This window comes from Naumannella cuiyingiana, assembly GCF_013408305.1.
In the GTDB taxonomy this organism is placed as follows: Bacteria; Actinomycetota; Actinomycetes; order Propionibacteriales; family Propionibacteriaceae; genus Naumannella; species Naumannella cuiyingiana.
The window spans coordinates 3,183,504-3,201,092 of the sequence record NZ_JACBZS010000001.1; the positions used below are offsets into that span (position 1 = coordinate 3,183,504).

Consider the following 17,589-nt stretch of genomic DNA (forward strand, 5'->3'; position numbering starts at 1 on the left):
ACATCTCAATAGAGTTTCGGTGATCATGGCGAGAGGGAAACACCCGGCTCCATTCCGAACCCGGAAGTTAAGCCTCTCAGCGCCGATGGTACTGCACGGGGGACCGTGTGGGAGACTAGGACGTCGCCGGACATTACAACAACCCCCGGGTCGCATTCGTGCGACACCGGGGGTTGTTCTATTTCTGGGCGTTTTCGTGCCGCGTAGCCTCGACGGCTTCGCGCGAACTGCCAGCCGCGAGCTGAACCGGCAGCCGCGAGCGTTACTCGTGCCGCGTCTGCCGATTGGGCTCGCGGCTGCCGACCTGGCCCGCGGGTGCCGACTGAGTCCGCGTCTGCCGGGTGCGCCCGCGTGATGTGGCGTGAACCGCAGCCGCGAGCAGAACCGGCAGCCGCGAGTGTTATTCGTGCCGCGTCTGCCGGTTCGGCCTGCGGTTGCCGACCGGGCCCGCATGTGCGGGCTGGGTTCGCGGGTGCCGACTCGCTTCGTGGGTGCCGGCTGAGTCCGCGCCTGCCGGCTGAGTCCACGGCTGTCGGTTGGGTTCGCGGCTGTCGGGCTGGCCCGGGTGGGGCGGTCAGGCCGGGGTTGGTTTGCGGGCCGGCTTCGCATGCACAACGATGGGTAGGTGATGGATTCTTCGAGCGCCGGTGGCGATGAGAGCGAGCCCCGGGGCGATCGGCCGCGTCGCAGCAGGCGGGACGGGCCGCCGAGTGGGGGTGCGGGCAGCCGCGGCAGGGGAGGCGGCCCACGCGGTCGTGGGAGTGGCCCCGCCGGGCGTTGGTCGAAGCGCGATGGCACGGGCGGCTCTCGACGAGCAGGTTCTGACGACTCCGGCAATGGTGCGGGCGGCTCCCGAGGCCAGGGAATGGGTCGATCCGGCGCCCGGGGCGCCGCTCAGCGTCCGGCCGGTTCCCGCGGCGCAGGCTCCGGCCGAGGCGAAGGCAGAGGTTTCGGCTCTGGCAGTGGCGGCCGGGGAGGGCCGGCCCGCGGCAGGTCGGCGGGTGGCGGTTTTCGGCGCGAGGGTGCCGGGCGAGGGGATGAGCGGCGGCGTCGCGACGACCTGTCCGACGATCGCTCGGGTTCGAACAACAACGGCGCGGCGTCGGGTGGATCCCGGGCCGACGGGCGTACCCGCCGCGGCCCGGCCGGCGAGTCCCGCGGGGCGGGCCAACGGTCTGGCGGCCGCGCGAGTGCTCGCGCGGGATCCGGGGAGCGCTCGCCGCGGTACGCCGCCCGCAGTGAACGGCCCGCCGGCGCGCGCCGCGCTGGCATCAACGATGAGCGCTCGCGGGGCGGGCGCGGCGGCGACGGCCGGCGGCGCGGTGGCGGTCGGGATCGGCGCGACGACCGTGCTCGTCCGGCGCGCGAGCGTACCGATCGAGATCCCACCCTGCCGGACAACCTCGACCTCGGGCTGCTTCCGCGCGCGGTCCGGGCCGAGCTGCGTGGGTTGCCCCCGGAGCTTGCGGAGCGGGTTGCCGGGCACCTGCTGATGGCCGGCCAACTCGTCGACACCGATCCCGATGAAGCGCGGCGGCACACCGAGGTCGCGCGACGGCACGCGGCCCGGCTGCCGGTCGTGCGGGAGGCGGCGGCGGAGACGGCCTATGCCGCCGGGGACTACTCCGCGGCGCTGCAGGACTTCCGCACCCTGCGCCGGATGACCGGCTCGGAGGAGTACCTGCCCGTGATCGCGGACTGTCTGCGTGCCCTCGGCAAGCCCGAGGACGCGCTGGACGTCGCTCGCGACGGGGCCGGCAGGCCGCTGGACCCGGCCACCCGGATCGAGCTTCGGATCGTCGAGGCCGGGGCGCGGGCCGACTTGGGTCAGCGCGCCGAGGCGCGCCGGTTGTTGCGTACCACCTGGGACCGCGAGGCCCGGGCGCCCGCGACGGCACGTGCCCGGTTGGCGTACGCCGTCGCCGACCTCTTCGCCCAGGAGGACAACTCCGCGCAGGCGCGCGCCTGGTTCGCGCGGGCCGCCGAGACCGGCGGCGATGCCACCGACGCCGAGGAGCGCCTCGACCCGCTCGGCCTCGAGCTCGACGATGGTCCGGAACCCGAGGCCGACGAACCGGCCGGACCGGCGCGGCCCGACGAGACCGGTCAACCCGAGCCGGGCCAGACCGACCCCGAATCGCGAGGCCAGGGCCGGTGACCCCGGACGTCCCCGCCGGCAGCGTGATCGCCGGCCATGATGCGGTGCTCTGCGATCTCGACGGTGTCGTCTATCGGGGGCCCGAGCGGGTCCCGGGCGCGGACCGGGCGCTCGCGGAGCTGCGGCGGCGCGGCCTCGGCATCGCCTTCGTCACCAACAACGCCGCGCGTCCGCCCGAGGAGGTCGCGGCGCATCTGACCGAGCTCGGCGTACACGCCACGGCGGGAGAGGTGGTCACCGCGGCCCAGGCTGCGGCCCACCTGCTGGCGCGTCGCGTACCGCCCGGGGCCAAGGTGTTGGTGGTCGGGGCGGACCATCTCGTCGACGAGGTCGGCCGGGCGGGCCTGCGGGTGGTCGGCTCCGCGGCGGACGACCCGGACGCGGTCGTCCAGGGTTACGGGCCGCGCGTGGTCTGGGAGCAGTTGACCGAGGCGGCCTATGCCGTCCAGAGCGGTGCGCTGTGGGTGGCGAGCAATGCCGATCCCACCCGACCGACCGAACGCGGCCTCGCACCCGGCGCCGGCGCAGGCCTCGCGGCCGTTGCCGTGACGGCCCCGGGCCGGGCGCCGCTGGTCGCCGGGAAGCCCGAACCCGCGCTGGTCCTCGAGGCCGCCGAACGGGTCGGGGCGAGCAGCGCCGTCTTCGTCGGCGATCGCCTCGACACCGACATCGCCGGCGCCCGCGCGGCAGGGCTGCCGGGGATCCTGGTACTGACCGGGGCCCACGGCAAGGCCGATCTGGTGGCTGCGGTACCCGCCCAGCGTCCGGCGCAGGTGATCGCCGAGCTCGGCGGGCTGGTCGGGCCGGCCCGGACCGCCGACGGTGACACGGACCAAGTCGCGGTGAATGCCGCCGTGGCGAGCGTCGACCAGGGCGTGTGCATACTCGATGGCCCCGCGACGACGGTGGACGAGCAGCTCGACCTGCTGTGGGCGCTGGCCAATCTGTGCTGGAATCGGGACTCGGCCGGCGTACCCGCGGCGCGGACCGATGCCGCACTGGCGGCACTCGATCGGCTGCCCTGAACGACACGCTTGCCCGCCCACCGACCCGAGCCCGTCCGACTGAGGAGGACCGATGGCCGCCGACCACCCCGAGCATTCGCCTGCCGGCTCCGATCCCGGCGCCGACGCCACCCCGGAGCCCGCGCGGCCTGACCCGCCGAGCACCGGCCACCCGAGCACGGGCCACGCCGAGGTGGACGCCGTCCTCGCCGCACTCGCCGACATCGACAGCGCCGAACCGGTCATCGCTCGGGAACGACTCGCGAGCGCGCACGAGGCGCTGCACGGCATCATCGAAGGCCGCCGCCCGCAGTGAACGGCCGGCGACGGGCGCCGCGGTGACCGAGGGCGAGCGACTCGACATCGCCGTGGCCGCGGCCGGGCTGGCCCGGTCGCGTTCGGAGGCCGCAGCGCTGATCCGGTCCGGCGCGATCACGGTCGATGGTCGCGTGATCAACAAGCCGGCGGCCATCGTCACCGCAGCGGCCGAACTTGCCGGCCACGGCGAGCGCTGGGTCTCGCGTGCGGCACTGAAACTGACCGGCGCGCTGGACGCCCTCGACCTGACCGTCGGCGGGCGGGCACTGGATGCCGGGGCGTCCACCGGTGGCTTCAGCCAGGTGCTGCTGCGCCGCGGCTGCACCGAGGTGTACGCCGTCGACGTCGGCCACGGCCAGTTGGCCGAACCGGTCCGCGGCGACCACCGGGTGCACAACCTGGAGGGGCTGCACCTGCGCGACCTCACCGTCGCAGACCTCGGGGCCCCGGTCGATCAAGCGGTCGCCGATGTCTCGTTCATCTCGCTGACCAAGGTGCTGGCGCCGATCCTGCGGGTCGTCGACCCGGCCGGTTGGGCCCTGCTGCTGGTCAAGCCGCAGTTCGAGCTGGGCCGCGCGGCGCTGGACAAGCACGGCGTCGTCACCGACCCCGACGCCCACCGACGGGCCGTCGACGGTGTCGTCGCGACCGGCGTCGGGTTGGGCTGGCGGCACGCGGCGACCGTGCCCAGCGAACTGGTCGGTACCCACGGCAACCGCGAGTACTTCGTGCACCTGCTCGGCCCCCGACACCCGGACGGGCGCGGAGCCGAACCGGGAGGTACGCCATGACACCGCAGGCCGGTCCGCCCCCGCCGCCCGCCGAGGTCGCCGCGCTCGGCGAGGTCGTCGCGGCGACGCCCGGCAGCGCGCCCGGCACCGTCGACTATGCGATCCGCGATCGCGCCGGGCAGCGCCACGCGGTCACCGCCGCACCGCGGGCGAGCCGCGGCCCGCTCGACGCCGCGGCGGCCCTGGCGGTGCGCGCCCGCATTCCGCTGCTGGCCCCGATCAGCGACCGCATCGAACTCACCGGCGGCGGCCTCGCCCTGGTCCGGCCCTGGCTCCCGGGCCGGCCGCTCGAGGTCGATCCCGCGCGCCCCGGGGACTCGGCGCTGGAGCTGTTCGTGGCCCAGGACACCGAGACCGTTCTCGGCTGCCTGGACAAGGTGATCGGGGCACATGTTGCGCTGGCCCGGCACGGACTGATCGCCGTGGCCTTCCACAGCGGCCGCATCCGATGGGACTTCGATGCCCTGGAGCCGCATCTGGTCGGGCTCGAGAGCTATCGCGGGGCGTACCGGCTGGACTCCGACCGGGCGCCCGGGGATCCCCGGTTCATGGCGCCGGAGGAGTTCCGGCGGGGCGCGGCGATCGACCAGCCGGCCACGGTGTTCGCGCTCGGGCGTACCGCTCAGGTCCTGCTCGGCCGTACCGGACGCACGCGCATCGGCCCCGACCTGCTCTCCGTCGTGCTCCGGGCGGTCGCCGACGACCCGACCGACCGGTACGCCCGGGTCGCGACCTTCGCCACCGCCTGGATGGCGGCACGGATGATCCCGGCGCCGCGGCCGGAACCGGCCCCGGGCAAACCGGACCCCTAAGCTGAGCCGCGATGACCGAGCAGCGCACCACCACCTCCGGGCCGACCGAACCGCGTCGCGTCGCGGTGCTCACCCACACCGGGCGGGACGCCGCGATCGCCGCCGCGCGCGATCTGGCCCGCGACCTCGCCGAGGCCGGCATCGAGCCCATCGTGCCCGCCGCTGACCTGACCGAGATGGCCGGCCAGTTCGGCGACATCGAGGTGCACGCGCTGCCCGCCGATGCGACCTCGCTCGCCGGCTGCGAGCTCGCCGTCGTGCTCGGCGGCGACGGCACCATCCTGCGCGCGGCAGAACTCGCGCTGGCCAGCCACACCCCGCTGCTCGGCGTGAACCTCGGCCACGTCGGCTTCCTCGCCGAGGCGGAGTCCTCGGAGATCCACACCATTGCCCGGCGGGTGATCGATCGCGACTGGACCGTCGAGGAACGGTTCGTGATCGAGGTGCTCGTCGAGGACGCCGAGGACCGCACCGTGTGGTCGTCCTTCGCGATCAACGAGGTGTCCATCGAGAAGGACGCCCGGGAGCGGATGCTCGAGGTGATGGTCGACGTGGACGGCCGCCCGCTGTCGCGCTGGAGCTGCGACGGCATCCTGCTCGCCACTCCGACCGGGTCGACCGCGTACGCCTTCTCCGCCGGCGGCCCCGTCGTCTGGCCCGAGGTGGATGCCCTGCTGCTGGTGCCGCTGAGTGCGCACGCGCTGTTCGCTCGCCCGCTCGTGCTCGGCCCCTCCTCCGATGTCCGGATCGATCTGCTGGACACCCCGCCCGCGCGCCGCGGCGTGGTCTGGTGCGACGGACGCCGTTCGGTGACGCTGCTGCCCGGGATGAGCGTGCGTGCGCACAAGAGCGGGCAGCGGCTCCGGCTGGCCCGCCTGTCCAGTGCGCCGTTCACGGATCGGCTGGTCAACAAGTTCGGGCTGCAGGTGGAGGGCTGGCGAGGGAGCCGGGAGTCGTGATCACCGCGCAGCGGGTCATGATCACCGAGGCCACACCATGATCACCGAAGTTCGCATCCGCAATCTCGGGGTGATCTCCGATGCCGTCCTCGAACCCGACGCCGGGCTGACCGTGCTGACCGGCGAGACCGGAGCCGGCAAGACCATGATCGTTTCCAGCCTGGGACTGTTGCTCGCGCAGCGGGCCGACCCCGCAACCGTGCGGACCGGCACCGACCGGGCCCTGGTGGAGGGGCGGTTCGACGCCGACCGGCTGCCGTCCGCGCTGTCGGAGGCCGTGGCCGAGGCGGGCGGCGAGCTCGAGGACGGTGAGCTGCTCATCGCCCGCCAGGTCGGTGCGACCGGGCGCTCCCGCGCCTTCGTCGGCGGCGCCCAGACCAATCTCGATCGCCTCGGCTCGCTGGCCGCGGAGTTGATCACCATCCACGGGCAGTCCGGGCAGCTCGAACTTGCCCGCGCCGACCGACAGCGCGACATCCTGGACAGCTATGCCGGTCCCGAGCTGCTCGAGCTGCGCGCGGCGTACCACGAACTGTTCTCGACCCAACGCGCGGAGCTCGACGAACTCGCCGCGCTCCGCGCCGACGCCCAGGCCCGCGCGCGCGAGATCGACCTGTTGCGGTTCGGCATCGCCGAGATCGACCAGGTGGCGCCCGAGGCGGGCGAGGACGATCGGCTCGCCGAGGAGGCGAACCGGCTGACCGATGTCGACGAGCTCCGGGTCGCCGCCCGCACCGCCGGCGAAGCCCTCGCCGGCGCCGACGACGAACCCGGGACCGGGGCCCAGTCCGCGCTCGCCGCCACCGCCGCTGCGGCCCGGCAACTCGCCGACCGCGACGGCGCCGCGGCCGGCATCGCCGACACGGCCGCCGAGCTGCTGGTCGCCGCGCAGGACCTCGGTGGGGAACTGTCGCGCTACGAATCGACCCTGGAGGCCGACCCGCAGCGGCTGGCCGCCGTGATGGACCGTCGGGCGGCGCTGGCCGGCCTGACGCGCAAGTACGGCAGCGACATCGACGCGGTGCTCGCCTGGCGTACCTCGTCGGCCGCCGAACTCGAACGGTTGGCGGGCAGCGACGATCGGATCGACGAGCTCGCCGCCCGGACCGAGAGCCGGGCGCGAGAGCTGGCCGAGCGCGCCACGCGCCTCACCGAACACCGCCGGGCCGCGGCCGACCGGATCGCCTCGACGGTCGGCGCCGAGCTGGCCGCGCTCGCCATGCCGCACGCGCGGCTCGCCTTCACCGTGGAGCCGGCCGTCGAGGCTGGGCCGTGGGGCGCGGACCGGATCGAGCTGGTGTTCTCCGCAAATGCCGGCATGGCACCGCAGCCGTTGGTCAAGGCCGCCTCCGGCGGCGAGCTGTCGCGGGTTCGCCTGGCGCTGGAGGCCGTCCTCGGCGACGCCGGCGCGGCCACCGGGGGCACCGTCGTCTTCGACGAGGTCGACGCCGGCGTCGGCGGTCAGGTCGGCCTCGAGATCGGCAAGCGGCTGGCGGCGATGGCGCGCGGCCACCAGGTCATCGTCGTCACCCATCTCGCCCAGGTCGCTGCCTATGCCGACCGGCACTTCGTGATCGAGAAGTCCTCCGACGGCCAGGTCACCACCTCGGGGCTGACCGAGGTCACCGGAAAGGCCCGCGAGGCCGAGCTGGCGCGGATGATGGCCGGGCTCGCCGAGACGGGCAGTGCCCGGGCCCATGCGCGCGAACTGCTGGCGGAGGCGGCGCGCGCGGGGAAGTGACCGCATTCGTTCGGCGTGGATTCCGCGCTGGGCGACCGCGCCACGTAGCATGAAAGCCCGTGGGAGCCGCGCATCAGACCAAGCACATCTTCGTCACCGGAGGCGTCGCCTCCTCGCTCGGCAAGGGGCTGACCGCCTCGAGCCTGGGCCAGTTGCTGGCGGCCCGCGGGATGCGGGTCACGATGCAGAAGCTCGACCCCTATCTCAATGTCGATCCGGGCACGATGAACCCCTTCCAGCACGGGGAGGTCTTCGTCACCGAGGACGGCGCCGAGACCGACCTCGACATCGGCCACTACGAGCGTTTCCTCGACCGGGACCTGAGCGCGGACGCCAATGTCACCACCGGCAAGATCTACTCCCAGGTGATCGCCAAGGAGCGCCGCGGCGACTACCTCGGCGACACGGTCCAGGTGATCCCGCACATCACCAACGAGATCAAGGACGAGATGCTCGCCATGGGCGGGGCGGACGTCGACGTCGTGTTGCACGAGATCGGCGGCACGGTCGGCGACATCGAGTCCTTGCCGTTCCTGGAGGCCGCCCGGCAGGTACGCCGCGATGTCGGCCGCGACAATGTCTTCTTCCTGCACGTATCGCTGGTGCCCTACATCGGCCCGTCGGGTGAGCTGAAGACCAAGCCCACCCAGCACTCGGTCGCCGCCCTGCGGCAGGTCGGCATCCAGCCCGATGCGCTGGTCTGCCGCTCGGACCGGGAGATCCCGGAGAGCGTGAAGCGCAAGATCGCGCTGATGTGCGACGTCGACGAGGAGGCCGTGGTCGCCGCCATCGACGCCCCGAGCATCTACGACATCCCCAAGGTCCTGCACGCCGAGGGGCTCGACGCCTACGTGGTACGCCGGCTCAACCTCCCCTTCCGCGATGTCAACTGGTCCCGCTGGGACGACCTGCTGGAACGCGTGCACAATCCCGCCGAGGACGTGACGATCGCCCTCGTCGGCAAGTACATCGATCTGCCCGACGCCTACCTCTCGGTGGTCGAGGCCCTGCGCGCCGGCGGGTTCGCCAACCGCGCCCGGGTCCACGTGCGCTGGGTGCCGTCCGATGAGTGCGTCACCGCCGAGGGTGCGGCGCGCAATCTCGGTGACGTCGACGGCGTGGTGATCCCGGGTGGCTTCGGGGTACGCGGGGTCGAGGGCAAGATCGGCGCCATCCGCTACGCGCGGGAGAATCGCGTACCGATCCTCGGCCTGTGCCTCGGGCTGCAGACGATGGTGATGGAGGTCGCCCGGAACCTGGCGGGGTTGGAGGGCGCGGCGTCCTCGGAGTTCGAGCCCGACACCCCGCACCCGGTGATCGCCACGATGGCCGAGCAGGTCGACATCGTGGGCGGCGACGGCGATCTGGGCGGCACGATGCGCCTGGGCTCCTATCCGGCCGATCTGGCCCGAGGCTCGCTGACCGCCGAGGCGTACGGCCGCCATCGGGTCACCGAACGGCACCGCCACCGCTACGAGGTGAACAACCGCTACCGCGCCCAGTTGGAGGCCGCCGGCCTGGTGATCAGCGGCACCTCGCCGGACTCGACGCTGGTCGAGTTCGTCGAACTGCCCCGCGACAAGCATCCGTTCTTCGTCGCCACCCAGGCCCACCCCGAGCTGAAGTCGCGCCCGACCGCCGCGCATCCGCTGTTCTCCGCGCTGGTCCGGGCCGCGCTGCGGCACACCATCGAGGCCCGGCTGCCCACCGACGAGCCGGACCGCGCCGACGAGCCCGCCACTGCCCAGGACGCGGGCGTACCGGAGCGTGCCGATGTCTGAGCGGCCGGCGCCGGTCGAGCTGCCGGAGTTGAGCGGCGCCGACCTCGCGGACCGGCCCGAGCGGTGGCCGATCCTGGACCGGCAGGTACGCCACCGCGGCCGCGTCACCACGACGGTCACCGACACCGTGCAGGCGCCGGACGGCTCCACGATCGGTCGCGACTGGTTGCTGCATCCCGGCGCGGTCGGCGTGATCGCCCTGGACGAGGAGGAGCGGGTCGTGCTGGTCGAGCAGTACCGCCATCCGGCCGGGTTCCGGCTGATCGAGCCGCCCGCCGGGTTGCTCGATGTCGAGGCCGAGTCCTGGCTGGTCGCGGCGCAGCGCGAGCTTGCCGAGGAGGCGATGCTCGCGGCCGACGAGTGGTCCGTGTTGGTCGACCTGTTCACCAGCCCCGGGTCCAGCGCGGAGTCGACGCGGATCTTCCTGGCCCGGGGGTTGCGCCCGGCCGCGCGGCCCGACGGTTTCGACCTGGTCGGGGAGGAGGCGGACATGCGGGTCGCGCGGGCGCCGCTGGCGCGGGTCGTCGACGGGGTCTACGCCGGGCGCCTGCAGAATCCGCTGCTGGTCGCCGGCAGTCTGGCCGCGGCACAGGCCCTGGCCACCGGACGGGAGCTGCGGCCCGCCGACTCGCCCTGGCCGGCGCGTTCGGTCCGGCAGTGAACCCGCCCTCCCTGGTGCGGGCCTTTCTCGACCATCTCGTGGTCGAGCGGGGGCTGTCCGGGCACACCGTTGGTGCGTACCGGCGCGATCTGGACCGCTACCTGGCGCACCTGGCCGGGTCCGGGATCGACGATGCCGCCGCGATCGGCCCCGCGGAGGTCGCCGGATTCGCCCGGGTGCTCGCCGAGCCGCCACCCTCCGCCGGACCGCCGCTCGCGCCGGCCAGCATTGCCCGCGCGGTTGCCGCGGTGCGCAGCCTGCACCGGTTCGCCGCGCAGGAGGGGATCACCCCCGGCGACCCGGCGGCCACCATCAAGCCGCCGAAGCTGCCGCGCCGGCTGCCGAAGGCGCTGGCCGTCGCGGAGGTGCAGACGCTGCTGGCCGCGCCGGACACCTCGACAGTCGCGGGGCTGCGCGACGCCGCGCTGCTGGAGCTGCTCTACGGGACGGGGGCCCGGGTCTCCGAGATCACGGCGCTGGACGTCGACGACGTGACCGCGGCCCTGGAGGGTGGGGGACTGCGGTTGATCGGGAAGGGCGACAAGGAGCGGGTGGTGCCGCTGGGCAGCTATGCCCGGCAGGCCGTCGAGGCATGGCTGGTGCGTGGTCGCCCGGCGTGGGCGGGCAGCGTACCCGCCCTGTTGTTGAACAGCCGCGGCACGCGGCTCACCCGCCAGCTCGCGCACAACGTGCTCGCCGCGACGGGGGCCCGGGCGGGCCTCGCCGGGCGGGTGACACCGCACGCCCTGCGGCACTCCTATGCCACCCACCTGCTGGACGGCGGCGCCGATGTCCGGGTCGTCCAGGAACTGCTCGGCCACGCCTCGGTGACGACCACCCAGCTCTACACCCTGGTCACCGTCGACCAGCTCCGCGACGTCTACCTGAGCGCCCACCCCCGGGCGCGGTGACCTCTCGCCCCCGCCTCTCGATTGTTTCCGTAGTTATGCCCGCTATCGGGCTCGGTTGGCGGGCATAACTACGGAAACAATCGAGAGGGGCGGACTGATGGCTCGCCTCGGGTCCCGGGTGGCGGCGCGGCGAAGCGGTAGGGTGAAACCGATCGCAGGATCTGGCTGGCAGGGGCGTGATCCGGTGGATGTCGGACCCGGGCTCGCCCCGGGGGAAGGCGGTACGTTGCAGACGGTGGGCGAGCAGACGGTGGGCGAACGGGCCGGCGACGGCGCCGAGCCGATCCCAGCGGGCAGCGGCGATCCGATCGCCAAGCTGATCGAGGCCGGCATCGGGCCGGTCGATGACGACGGGCTCGGCCCGACGGGCCGGCCGCTGCCGCATCTGCGGGCGCCCGGGCCGCCGCCGGAGGTGACGAAGGCAGTCACCATCGCCATGTGCAACCAGAAGGGCGGGGTCGGCAAGACCACGACCACGATCAATCTCGGCGCCGCGCTGGCCGAGTACGGGCGGAAGGTCCTGCTGGTTGACTTCGACCCCCAGGGTTCGCTGTCGGTGGGGCTGGGGATCAACCCCCACACGCTGCAGACCAGCATCTACAACCTGCTGCTCGACGACGAGGCCGACGTCGACGAGGTGCTCACCGCGACCTCGGTGCCGGGGATGGACCTGCTGCCCAGCAACATCGACCTGTCGGCCGCGGAGATCCAGCTCGTCTCCGAGGTGGCGCGTGAGTACACCCTCGGCCGGGTGCTCGACCGGTTCCGGGACTCCTACGACGTGATCTTGATCGACTGCGCCCCGTCGCTCGGCCTGCTGACGGTTAACGCACTGACGGCAGCCGACAAGGTGCTGATGCCGCTGGAGTGCGAGTACTTCGCGCTGCGTGGGATCGCGATGCTCACCGACACGATCCGCAAGGTGCAGAAGCGGCTCAATCCGGGTCTGGCCGTTCTCGGCGTGCTCGGGACGATGTACGATGCCCGAACGCTACACAGCCGCGAGGTGCTGGAGCGCGTGGTGCAGGCATTCGGCGAGCAGGTCTTCCACACCGTGGTCCGGCGCACCGTGAAGTTTCCCGAGACGACCGTCGCCGGTGAGCCGATCACCACGTACGCCTCCGCCTCGGCCGGCGCGGGATCGTATCGGACCTTGGCTTTGGAGGTATTGCAAAGATGCCACGAACAGTGAACGCGAGCACGTCGGGCAATGCACTGCCCGACGTCAACCAACTCGACGTCAACCAACTCGACGGCAGCGACGTGTCGGCCGCGGACCGGCCCCAGGCCGACGAGGCGACCCAGACCCCGCCGCACCGTGGCACGGGGCGGGTCCGCCACGACGAGAAGATCACCGTCTACATCTCCACCGAGGAGTTGTTGGCGCTCGAGCACGCCCGGCTGGCGTTGCGGGCCGAACACGGGCTGGCCGTCGACCGGGGCCGGATCGTGCGCGAGGCCGTGGCCGCGGCGCTCGGCGACCTGGTCGAGCGCGGCAGCGACTCGGAGCTGATGAAGCGACTGAGGGGCGCGTGACCTCCGAGCCGGCCTTCGTGGTTCGGCTGGACAACTTCGAGGGCCCCTTCGACCTGCTGCTGCAACTGATCGCCAAACACAAGCTGGACGTCACCGAGGTGGCGCTGTCCCGGGTCACCGACGAGTTCATCGCCCATGTGCGGGCCATGGGGCCCGAGTGGGACCTGGAGCTGATGAGCAACTTCCTGCTCGTCGCCGCCACCCTGCTCGATCTGAAGGCCGCCCGGCTGATCCCCAGCGGCGAGGTCGAGGATCCCGAGGACCTGGCCCTGCTGGAGGCGCGGGACCTGTTGTTCGCCCGGCTGTTGCAGTACCGCGCCTTCAAGGAGGTCTCGCACTGGATCGCCGCGCGGCTGGAGCAGCAGTCGCGTCGGGCGCCCCGACCCGGCGGCCTGGAGGAGCGCTTCAGCGGACTGCTGCCCGAGGTCGAGATCCGCGCCACCCCGGACGATCTGGCCCGCCTGGCGGCGCGTGCGCTCGCGCCGAAGGAGGCCGTCGAGGTCTCGCTGAGCCACCTGCATGCCTCCACCGTGAGCGTGGTGGAGGAGGCCAGGCTGGTCGTGCGCCGGCTGCGGCAGCAACGACGCCTGACGTTCGCCGACCTGGTCGCCGACGCACCGGACAAGCTGACCACCGTGTGCCGGTTCCTGGCGCTGCTGGAGCTCTACCGCGAGCGGGCGGTCGGCTTCGAGCAGCCCGATCCGCTGGGGCCGCTGCAGATCGCCTGGGTCGGCAGCGATTCCGGAGACCTGGCGATCAGCGACGAGTTCGACGAGGAGGCGGCGCCGGCCGACTCCGATTCCGGTACGCCCGATGCGCGGAAGGTGAGCAGATGAGCACGGCCGAGGACGAGCCGCAGGTGATCGCGGAGCCCGATGCCGGGCCCGCGCCGGGGACCGAGCCCGGGAGCGAGGCCGCGAGCCCCGCGCCGACCGACCTGGGCGGTCCGGTGGAGGCGCTGTTGCTGATGGCCGAGGAGGCGGTCTCGACCGAGCAACTGGCCAGCGCCCTGCAGGTACCGGTGGCGCCGGTCGCCGCCTGCCTGGCGGAGTTGCAGGCCAGCTATGACCGGACCGGACGTGGATTCGAGTTGCGCAATGTCGGCGGCGGGTGGCGGCTGTGGACCCGGCCCGAGCACGCCGACGTGCTGGCCCGCGCGGTGCTGGAGGGGCAGCAGGCCCGGCTGTCCCAGGCGGCTTTGGAGACGCTGGCGGTCGTGGCGTACCTGCAGCCCGTCTCACGATCGCGGGTCGCCGCGGTCCGGGGGGTTAACGTGGACGGTGTGATGCGAACGCTGGTGGCGCGCAACCTGGTCGCGGAGGCCGAACCCGATCCCGCGGGCGGTCCGGCGACGCTGTTCCGGACCACCGACTACTTCCTCGAGCGGATGGGAATGCAGAGCCTGGACGAGCTGCCGGCCCTGGCGCCCTACCTGCCCGATGCCGCCGACCTGGAGGCCGAGCTCGGCCAGCTCGCCGCCGCAGATCCGGGGCCCGCGTCGGCGCCGGATCAGGAGGCCACCGCCGAGGATGCGGCTCCCGAGGAACCCGCCGATCAGGCTGGGCGCGACGATGGCTGACGAGCACCCGGCCGACCAGGACGGGGTCCGGCTGCAGAAGGTCCTCGCCGGGGCCGGCGTGGCGTCGCGCCGGGCGGCCGAGGCGCTGATCGAGGAGGGCCGGGTCGAGGTGAACGGCGCCCTGGTCACCGAGCAGGGCCGCCGGGTGGACCCCGAACGCGACGTGATCCGGGTGGACGGCTCGCGCATCCCGCCACCGCGTCGGCACCGCTACGTGGTGATCAACAAGCCGCGCGGGGTGGTGACCACCATGGACGACCCGCAGGGCAGGCGTACCGTCGCCGACCTGCTCGAGTCCCGCGAACGGTTGTTCCACGTCGGCCGGCTGGATGCCGAGACCCAGGGGCTGTTGATCATGACGAACGACGGCGAGTTCGCGCACCGGATGAGTCATCCGTCGCACGAGGTGGACAAGACCTATCTGGCGGAGGTGCGTGGTCTGGTCGACCGCGCGACGCTGCGCCGACTCGCCGACGGCGTGGAGCTCGAGGACGGGCCGGTCCGGCCCGACCGGGTCAAGATCGTTTCCACGAGCGCCGAGAACACCCTGCTCCGGGTGGTCCTGCACGAGGGCCGCAACCGGATCGTGCGGCGGATGTTCGACGAGATCGGCCACCCGGTACGCAAGCTGTCCCGCACCGCGATCGGCCCGGTCCGGCTCGGTCGGTTGAAGCCGGGGGAGAGCCGCGACCTGACCCGCGAGGAGCTCGGTGCGCTGCTGGACCGGGTGGGGTTGTGAGGAGATGACCCCGACCATTGCGTCCCGTCCGCCGCACCCGAGGGACCGGCGGATCTTCGGAGTGGAGACCGAGTACGGCGTGTCCTGCACGGTACGCGAGGGCCGCCGGCTGACCGCTGACGAGATCGCCCGCGCGCTGTTCCGGACCGTCGTCGCCTGGGGGAAGTCGAGCAATGTCTTCCTGCGCAACGGATCGCGGGTCTATCTCGACGTCGGTTCCCACCCCGAGTACGCCACCGCCGAGTGCGACGACCCGCGCCAACTGGTTGCCCACGACCGGGCGGGGGAGCGGATCCTGCACGACCTCGCCGAGCAGGCCGCCGGTCGCCTGGTGGACGAGGGCATCGATGCCGACATCTACCTGTTCAAGAACAATTCGGACAGTCACGGCAACTCCTACGGCTGCCACGAGAACTACCTGGTGGACCGGACCGGAGACTTCTCCGCCTATGCCGATGTGCTGGTGCCCTTCCTGGTCTCGCGGCAACTGATCTGCGGGGCCGGCAAGGTCCAGCCGGGTGGGGCGTTCAGCATCAGCCAGCGCGCCGAACACATGTGGGACGGCGTGTCCTCGGCGACCACCCGGTGCCGGCCGATGATCAACACCCGCGACGAGCCGCACGCGGATCCCGAGCGTTACCGTCGGCTGCACGTGATCGTCGGCGATTCCAACCTGTCCCAGACGACCACTCTGCTCAAGATCGTCTCGACCGATCTCGTGCTGCGGCTGATCGAGTCCGGAACCGCGATCCGCGATCTTGCCCTGGAGAACCCGATCCGGGCGATCCGCGACATCGCCACCGACGTGACCGGGCGGCGTACCGTCGTCCGGGCGAGCGGTCAGACGATCAGCGGACTGGAGTTGCAGCAGTGCTATCTCGAGGCCGTCACCGGACTGGTCGGGGAGCGGGTCCCGGAGACCCCGGAGATCAAGCGCAGCATCGATCTGTGGCGGCGCTGCCTGACCGCCATCGAGACCGGCGACTTCGGCTCGGTCGAGACCGAGATCGACTGGGTGATCAAGCGGCACCTGATCGACCGGTATGCGGCGCGGCACGGCCTCGCCGCCGATCACCCGAGGCTGGCCCAGCTCGATCTGGCCTATCACGACATCGCCCCGGGCCGGGGCCTGTTCCGGATGCTCGAGGCTCGCGGCGACGCGGCCCAGGTCTGCGACGACGTCGAGGTGGCCGAGGCCATCGAGCATGCCCCGGCGACGACCCGGGCGCGGTTGCGCGGCGCGTTCATCGAGGCCGCACAACAGGCGCGGGTGGACTACACCGTCGACTGGGTACACCTCAAGATCAATGACCAGGTGCCGCGGGCCTGGGCGACCCCGCGGCCGAGCCCGGCCGGCGGCTCGTGGGCGAACACCACCGTGCTCTGCAAGGACCCGTTCGCGGCACACGACGACCGCGTCGACCGCCTGATCGCCTCGATGCGGGCCGAGCCCGGACCCGGCGCCGGCGAGGATCGGTCGCCGGCCGGACCCACCGGGTAGCCTTCGGCGGGTGCGCACGAAGAAGACCCATCGTTTCGACCTCCGCCCGGCCGGCCGCGCGCTGGCACTGACCGGGGCCGGACTGCTCCTGCTGGCGGCCTGCGGCAACCCCGCGGCCCCGGCACCCGGCGCCACCCCGGGCGAGCCGATGCCGACCGTTGCCCCGACCGGCGAGCCCGCGCCGAGCGGGTCGGCCACCCCGACGCCGACGATCAAACCGGCCGACAACCTCGACGCGATCAAGGTGACCGGCGACCCGCCGAAGATCGAGGTCAAGGCGCCCTGGGCGATCGACCAGACCCGCAGCAAGGTGCTCAAGGAAGGCGATGGTCCGACCGTGGGCGAGGCCGGCACGGTGGAGGTCAACTACATCGGCGTGAACGGCCGGACCGGGAAGGTCTTCGACGAGTCCTACAAGAACGGCCAGCCCGTGACGTTCCCGCTCGACCAGGTGATCCCGGGCTTCCAGAAGGGCCTGGCCAAGCAGCGCCAGGGCAGCCGGGTCCTGATCGCCATGCCCGGCAGCGACGGCTACGACTCCTCCGGTGGATCCGGCGACGGCACGATCCAGGTCGGCGACACGCTGATCTTCGTCGTCGACATCGTCTCCACCTCCCTCAGCGGTCCCGAGGGCGAGAAGCAGGCCGCGCCGGCCGGCATGCCAGCGGTCGGCGAGGGCGCCGACGGCAAGGTCAGCATCGAGATTCCCGCCGGCGATCCGCCGGCCAAGCTGCAGACGGCGACCCTGATCAAGGGCAAGGGAAAGAAGGTTGGCGAGAACGACCAGGTCACCGTGAACTACGTCGGCTACTCGTGGAAGACCCGCGCCGAGATCGATGCGGGACGCAACGAGACGACGCCGCTCTCGGGCGTGATCGAGGGCTGGCGTACCGGTCTGAAGGGGCAGACGGTCGGAAGCCGCGTCGAGCTGGTGATCCCGCCCGCCCAGTCCTACCCCGAGGGCAACCAGCCCGGCCCGCCCGTGGTGGAGAAGGGCGACACGCTGGTCTACGTCGTCGACATCCTCTACACCCAGCCCGCCCAGCAGACCCCGGGCGGCTGACGGGTCAGGAATCGCGATCCCGGCGGGTCGCTCCG

17 protein-coding genes and 1 rRNA gene are annotated in these 17,589 nt (G+C 72.6%); all 18 read left to right on the forward strand.

From position 1 onward, the window contains the following. Positions 1-15: 15 nt before the first annotated feature. Positions 16-132 (forward strand): 5S ribosomal RNA (gene rrf / locus GGQ54_RS14950). 1,318 nt (positions 133-1,450) lie between these two features. Next, positions 1,451-2,158 (forward strand): hypothetical protein, encoded by a 708-nt coding sequence (locus GGQ54_RS14955; protein WP_179446079.1) that lies wholly within the window; start codon positions 1,451-1,453, stop codon positions 2,156-2,158. Further along, the gene (locus GGQ54_RS14960) at positions 2,155-3,183 is read left to right on the forward strand and encodes an HAD-IIA family hydrolase (protein ID WP_179446080.1); all 1,029 of its coding nucleotides are present in this window, start codon (positions 2,155-2,157) and stop codon (positions 3,181-3,183) included. Before GGQ54_RS14955 ends, GGQ54_RS14960 begins: the two co-directional genes overlap by 4 nt. 52 nt (positions 3,184-3,235) lie before the next feature. Then, the gene (locus GGQ54_RS17200) at positions 3,236-3,478 is read left to right on the forward strand and encodes a hypothetical protein (protein WP_179446081.1); all 243 of its coding nucleotides are present in this window, start codon (positions 3,236-3,238) and stop codon (positions 3,476-3,478) included. A 22-nt stretch (positions 3,479-3,500) separates the two neighbouring features. After that, the gene (locus GGQ54_RS14970) at positions 3,501-4,271 is read left to right on the forward strand and encodes an SAM-dependent methyltransferase (protein ID WP_179446082.1); all 771 of its coding nucleotides are present in this window, start codon (positions 3,501-3,503) and stop codon (positions 4,269-4,271) included. Further along, positions 4,268-5,083 carry a serine/threonine protein kinase gene (locus GGQ54_RS14975; protein WP_179446083.1) on the forward strand — a complete coding sequence of 272 codons (816 nt, stop codon included), beginning with the start codon at positions 4,268-4,270 and terminating at the stop codon, positions 5,081-5,083. Before GGQ54_RS14970 ends, GGQ54_RS14975 begins: the two co-directional genes overlap by 4 nt. An 11-nt stretch (positions 5,084-5,094) precedes the next feature. Next, entirely contained in the window at positions 5,095-6,042 is a 948-nt protein-coding gene (locus GGQ54_RS14980; protein WP_179446084.1) for an NAD kinase, read from the forward strand. 37 nt (positions 6,043-6,079) lie between these two features. Continuing rightward, positions 6,080-7,783 (forward strand): DNA repair protein RecN, encoded by a 1,704-nt coding sequence (gene recN, locus GGQ54_RS14985; protein ID WP_179446085.1) that lies wholly within the window; start codon positions 6,080-6,082, stop codon positions 7,781-7,783. A gap of 59 nt (positions 7,784-7,842) precedes the next feature. After that, positions 7,843-9,564: a CTP synthase gene (gene pyrG, locus GGQ54_RS14990; protein ID WP_179446086.1), complete on the forward strand. Its 1,722-nt coding sequence runs from the start codon at positions 7,843-7,845 to the stop codon at positions 9,562-9,564. Further along, positions 9,557-10,225 carry an NUDIX domain-containing protein gene (locus GGQ54_RS14995; RefSeq protein WP_179446087.1) on the forward strand — a complete coding sequence of 223 codons (669 nt, stop codon included), beginning with the start codon at positions 9,557-9,559 and terminating at the stop codon, positions 10,223-10,225. The genes pyrG and GGQ54_RS14995 overlap by 8 nt, the downstream gene beginning before the upstream one ends. Continuing rightward, the gene (locus GGQ54_RS15000; RefSeq protein ID WP_343045981.1) at positions 10,222-11,136 is read left to right on the forward strand and encodes a site-specific tyrosine recombinase XerD; all 915 of its coding nucleotides are present in this window, start codon (positions 10,222-10,224) and stop codon (positions 11,134-11,136) included. Before GGQ54_RS14995 ends, GGQ54_RS15000 begins: the two co-directional genes overlap by 4 nt. A 307-nt stretch (positions 11,137-11,443) precedes the next feature. Continuing rightward, positions 11,444-12,328, forward strand: coding sequence for a ParA family protein (locus tag GGQ54_RS15005; RefSeq protein ID WP_343046026.1), 885 nt, complete (start codon positions 11,444-11,446; stop codon positions 12,326-12,328). Then, the gene (locus GGQ54_RS17695) at positions 12,313-12,672 is read left to right on the forward strand and encodes a hypothetical protein (protein WP_218843888.1); all 360 of its coding nucleotides are present in this window, start codon (positions 12,313-12,315) and stop codon (positions 12,670-12,672) included. Before GGQ54_RS15005 ends, GGQ54_RS17695 begins: the two co-directional genes overlap by 16 nt. Next, on the forward strand, positions 12,669-13,508 hold the full coding sequence (locus GGQ54_RS15010; RefSeq protein ID WP_343045982.1) for a segregation and condensation protein A: 840 nt from the start codon (positions 12,669-12,671) through the stop codon (positions 13,506-13,508). The genes GGQ54_RS17695 and GGQ54_RS15010 overlap by 4 nt, the downstream gene beginning before the upstream one ends. Further along, positions 13,505-14,251 (forward strand): SMC-Scp complex subunit ScpB, encoded by a 747-nt coding sequence (gene scpB / locus GGQ54_RS15015; RefSeq protein ID WP_179446088.1) that lies wholly within the window; start codon positions 13,505-13,507, stop codon positions 14,249-14,251. Before GGQ54_RS15010 ends, scpB begins: the two co-directional genes overlap by 4 nt. After that, the gene (locus GGQ54_RS15020; RefSeq protein WP_179446089.1) at positions 14,244-14,990 is read left to right on the forward strand and encodes a pseudouridine synthase; all 747 of its coding nucleotides are present in this window, start codon (positions 14,244-14,246) and stop codon (positions 14,988-14,990) included. Before scpB ends, GGQ54_RS15020 begins: the two co-directional genes overlap by 8 nt. A 4-nt stretch (positions 14,991-14,994) precedes the next feature. Beyond that, on the forward strand, positions 14,995-16,491 hold the full coding sequence (pafA, locus tag GGQ54_RS15025; RefSeq protein ID WP_179446090.1) for a Pup--protein ligase: 1,497 nt from the start codon (positions 14,995-14,997) through the stop codon (positions 16,489-16,491). Between the two features lie 10 nt (positions 16,492-16,501). Then, positions 16,502-17,554: an FKBP-type peptidyl-prolyl cis-trans isomerase gene (locus tag GGQ54_RS15030; RefSeq protein ID WP_343045983.1), complete on the forward strand. Its 1,053-nt coding sequence runs from the start codon at positions 16,502-16,504 to the stop codon at positions 17,552-17,554. Positions 17,555-17,589: the final 35 nt, after the last annotated feature.

Bases quoted from the DNA above. Each gene is read 5' to 3' on its own strand.
- GGQ54_RS17200 (WP_179446081.1), top strand. From the start codon at position 3,236: ATGGCCGCCGACCACCCCGAGCATTCGCCTGCCGGCTCCGATCCCGGC.
- GGQ54_RS14975 (WP_179446083.1), top strand. From the start codon at position 4,268: ATGACACCGCAGGCCGGTCCGCCCCCGCCGCCCGCCGAGGTCGCCGCG.
- GGQ54_RS14980 (WP_179446084.1), top strand. From the start codon at position 5,095: ATGACCGAGCAGCGCACCACCACCTCCGGGCCGACCGAACCGCGTCGC.
- recN (WP_179446085.1), top strand. From the start codon at position 6,080: ATGATCACCGAAGTTCGCATCCGCAATCTCGGGGTGATCTCCGATGCC.
- GGQ54_RS14995 (WP_179446087.1), top strand. From the start codon at position 9,557: ATGTCTGAGCGGCCGGCGCCGGTCGAGCTGCCGGAGTTGAGCGGCGCC.
- GGQ54_RS17695 (WP_218843888.1), top strand. From the start codon at position 12,313: ATGCCACGAACAGTGAACGCGAGCACGTCGGGCAATGCACTGCCCGAC.
- scpB (WP_179446088.1), top strand. From the start codon at position 13,505: ATGAGCACGGCCGAGGACGAGCCGCAGGTGATCGCGGAGCCCGATGCC.
- GGQ54_RS15020 (WP_179446089.1), top strand. From the start codon at position 14,244: ATGGCTGACGAGCACCCGGCCGACCAGGACGGGGTCCGGCTGCAGAAG.
- pafA (WP_179446090.1), top strand. From the start codon at position 14,995: ATGACCCCGACCATTGCGTCCCGTCCGCCGCACCCGAGGGACCGGCGG.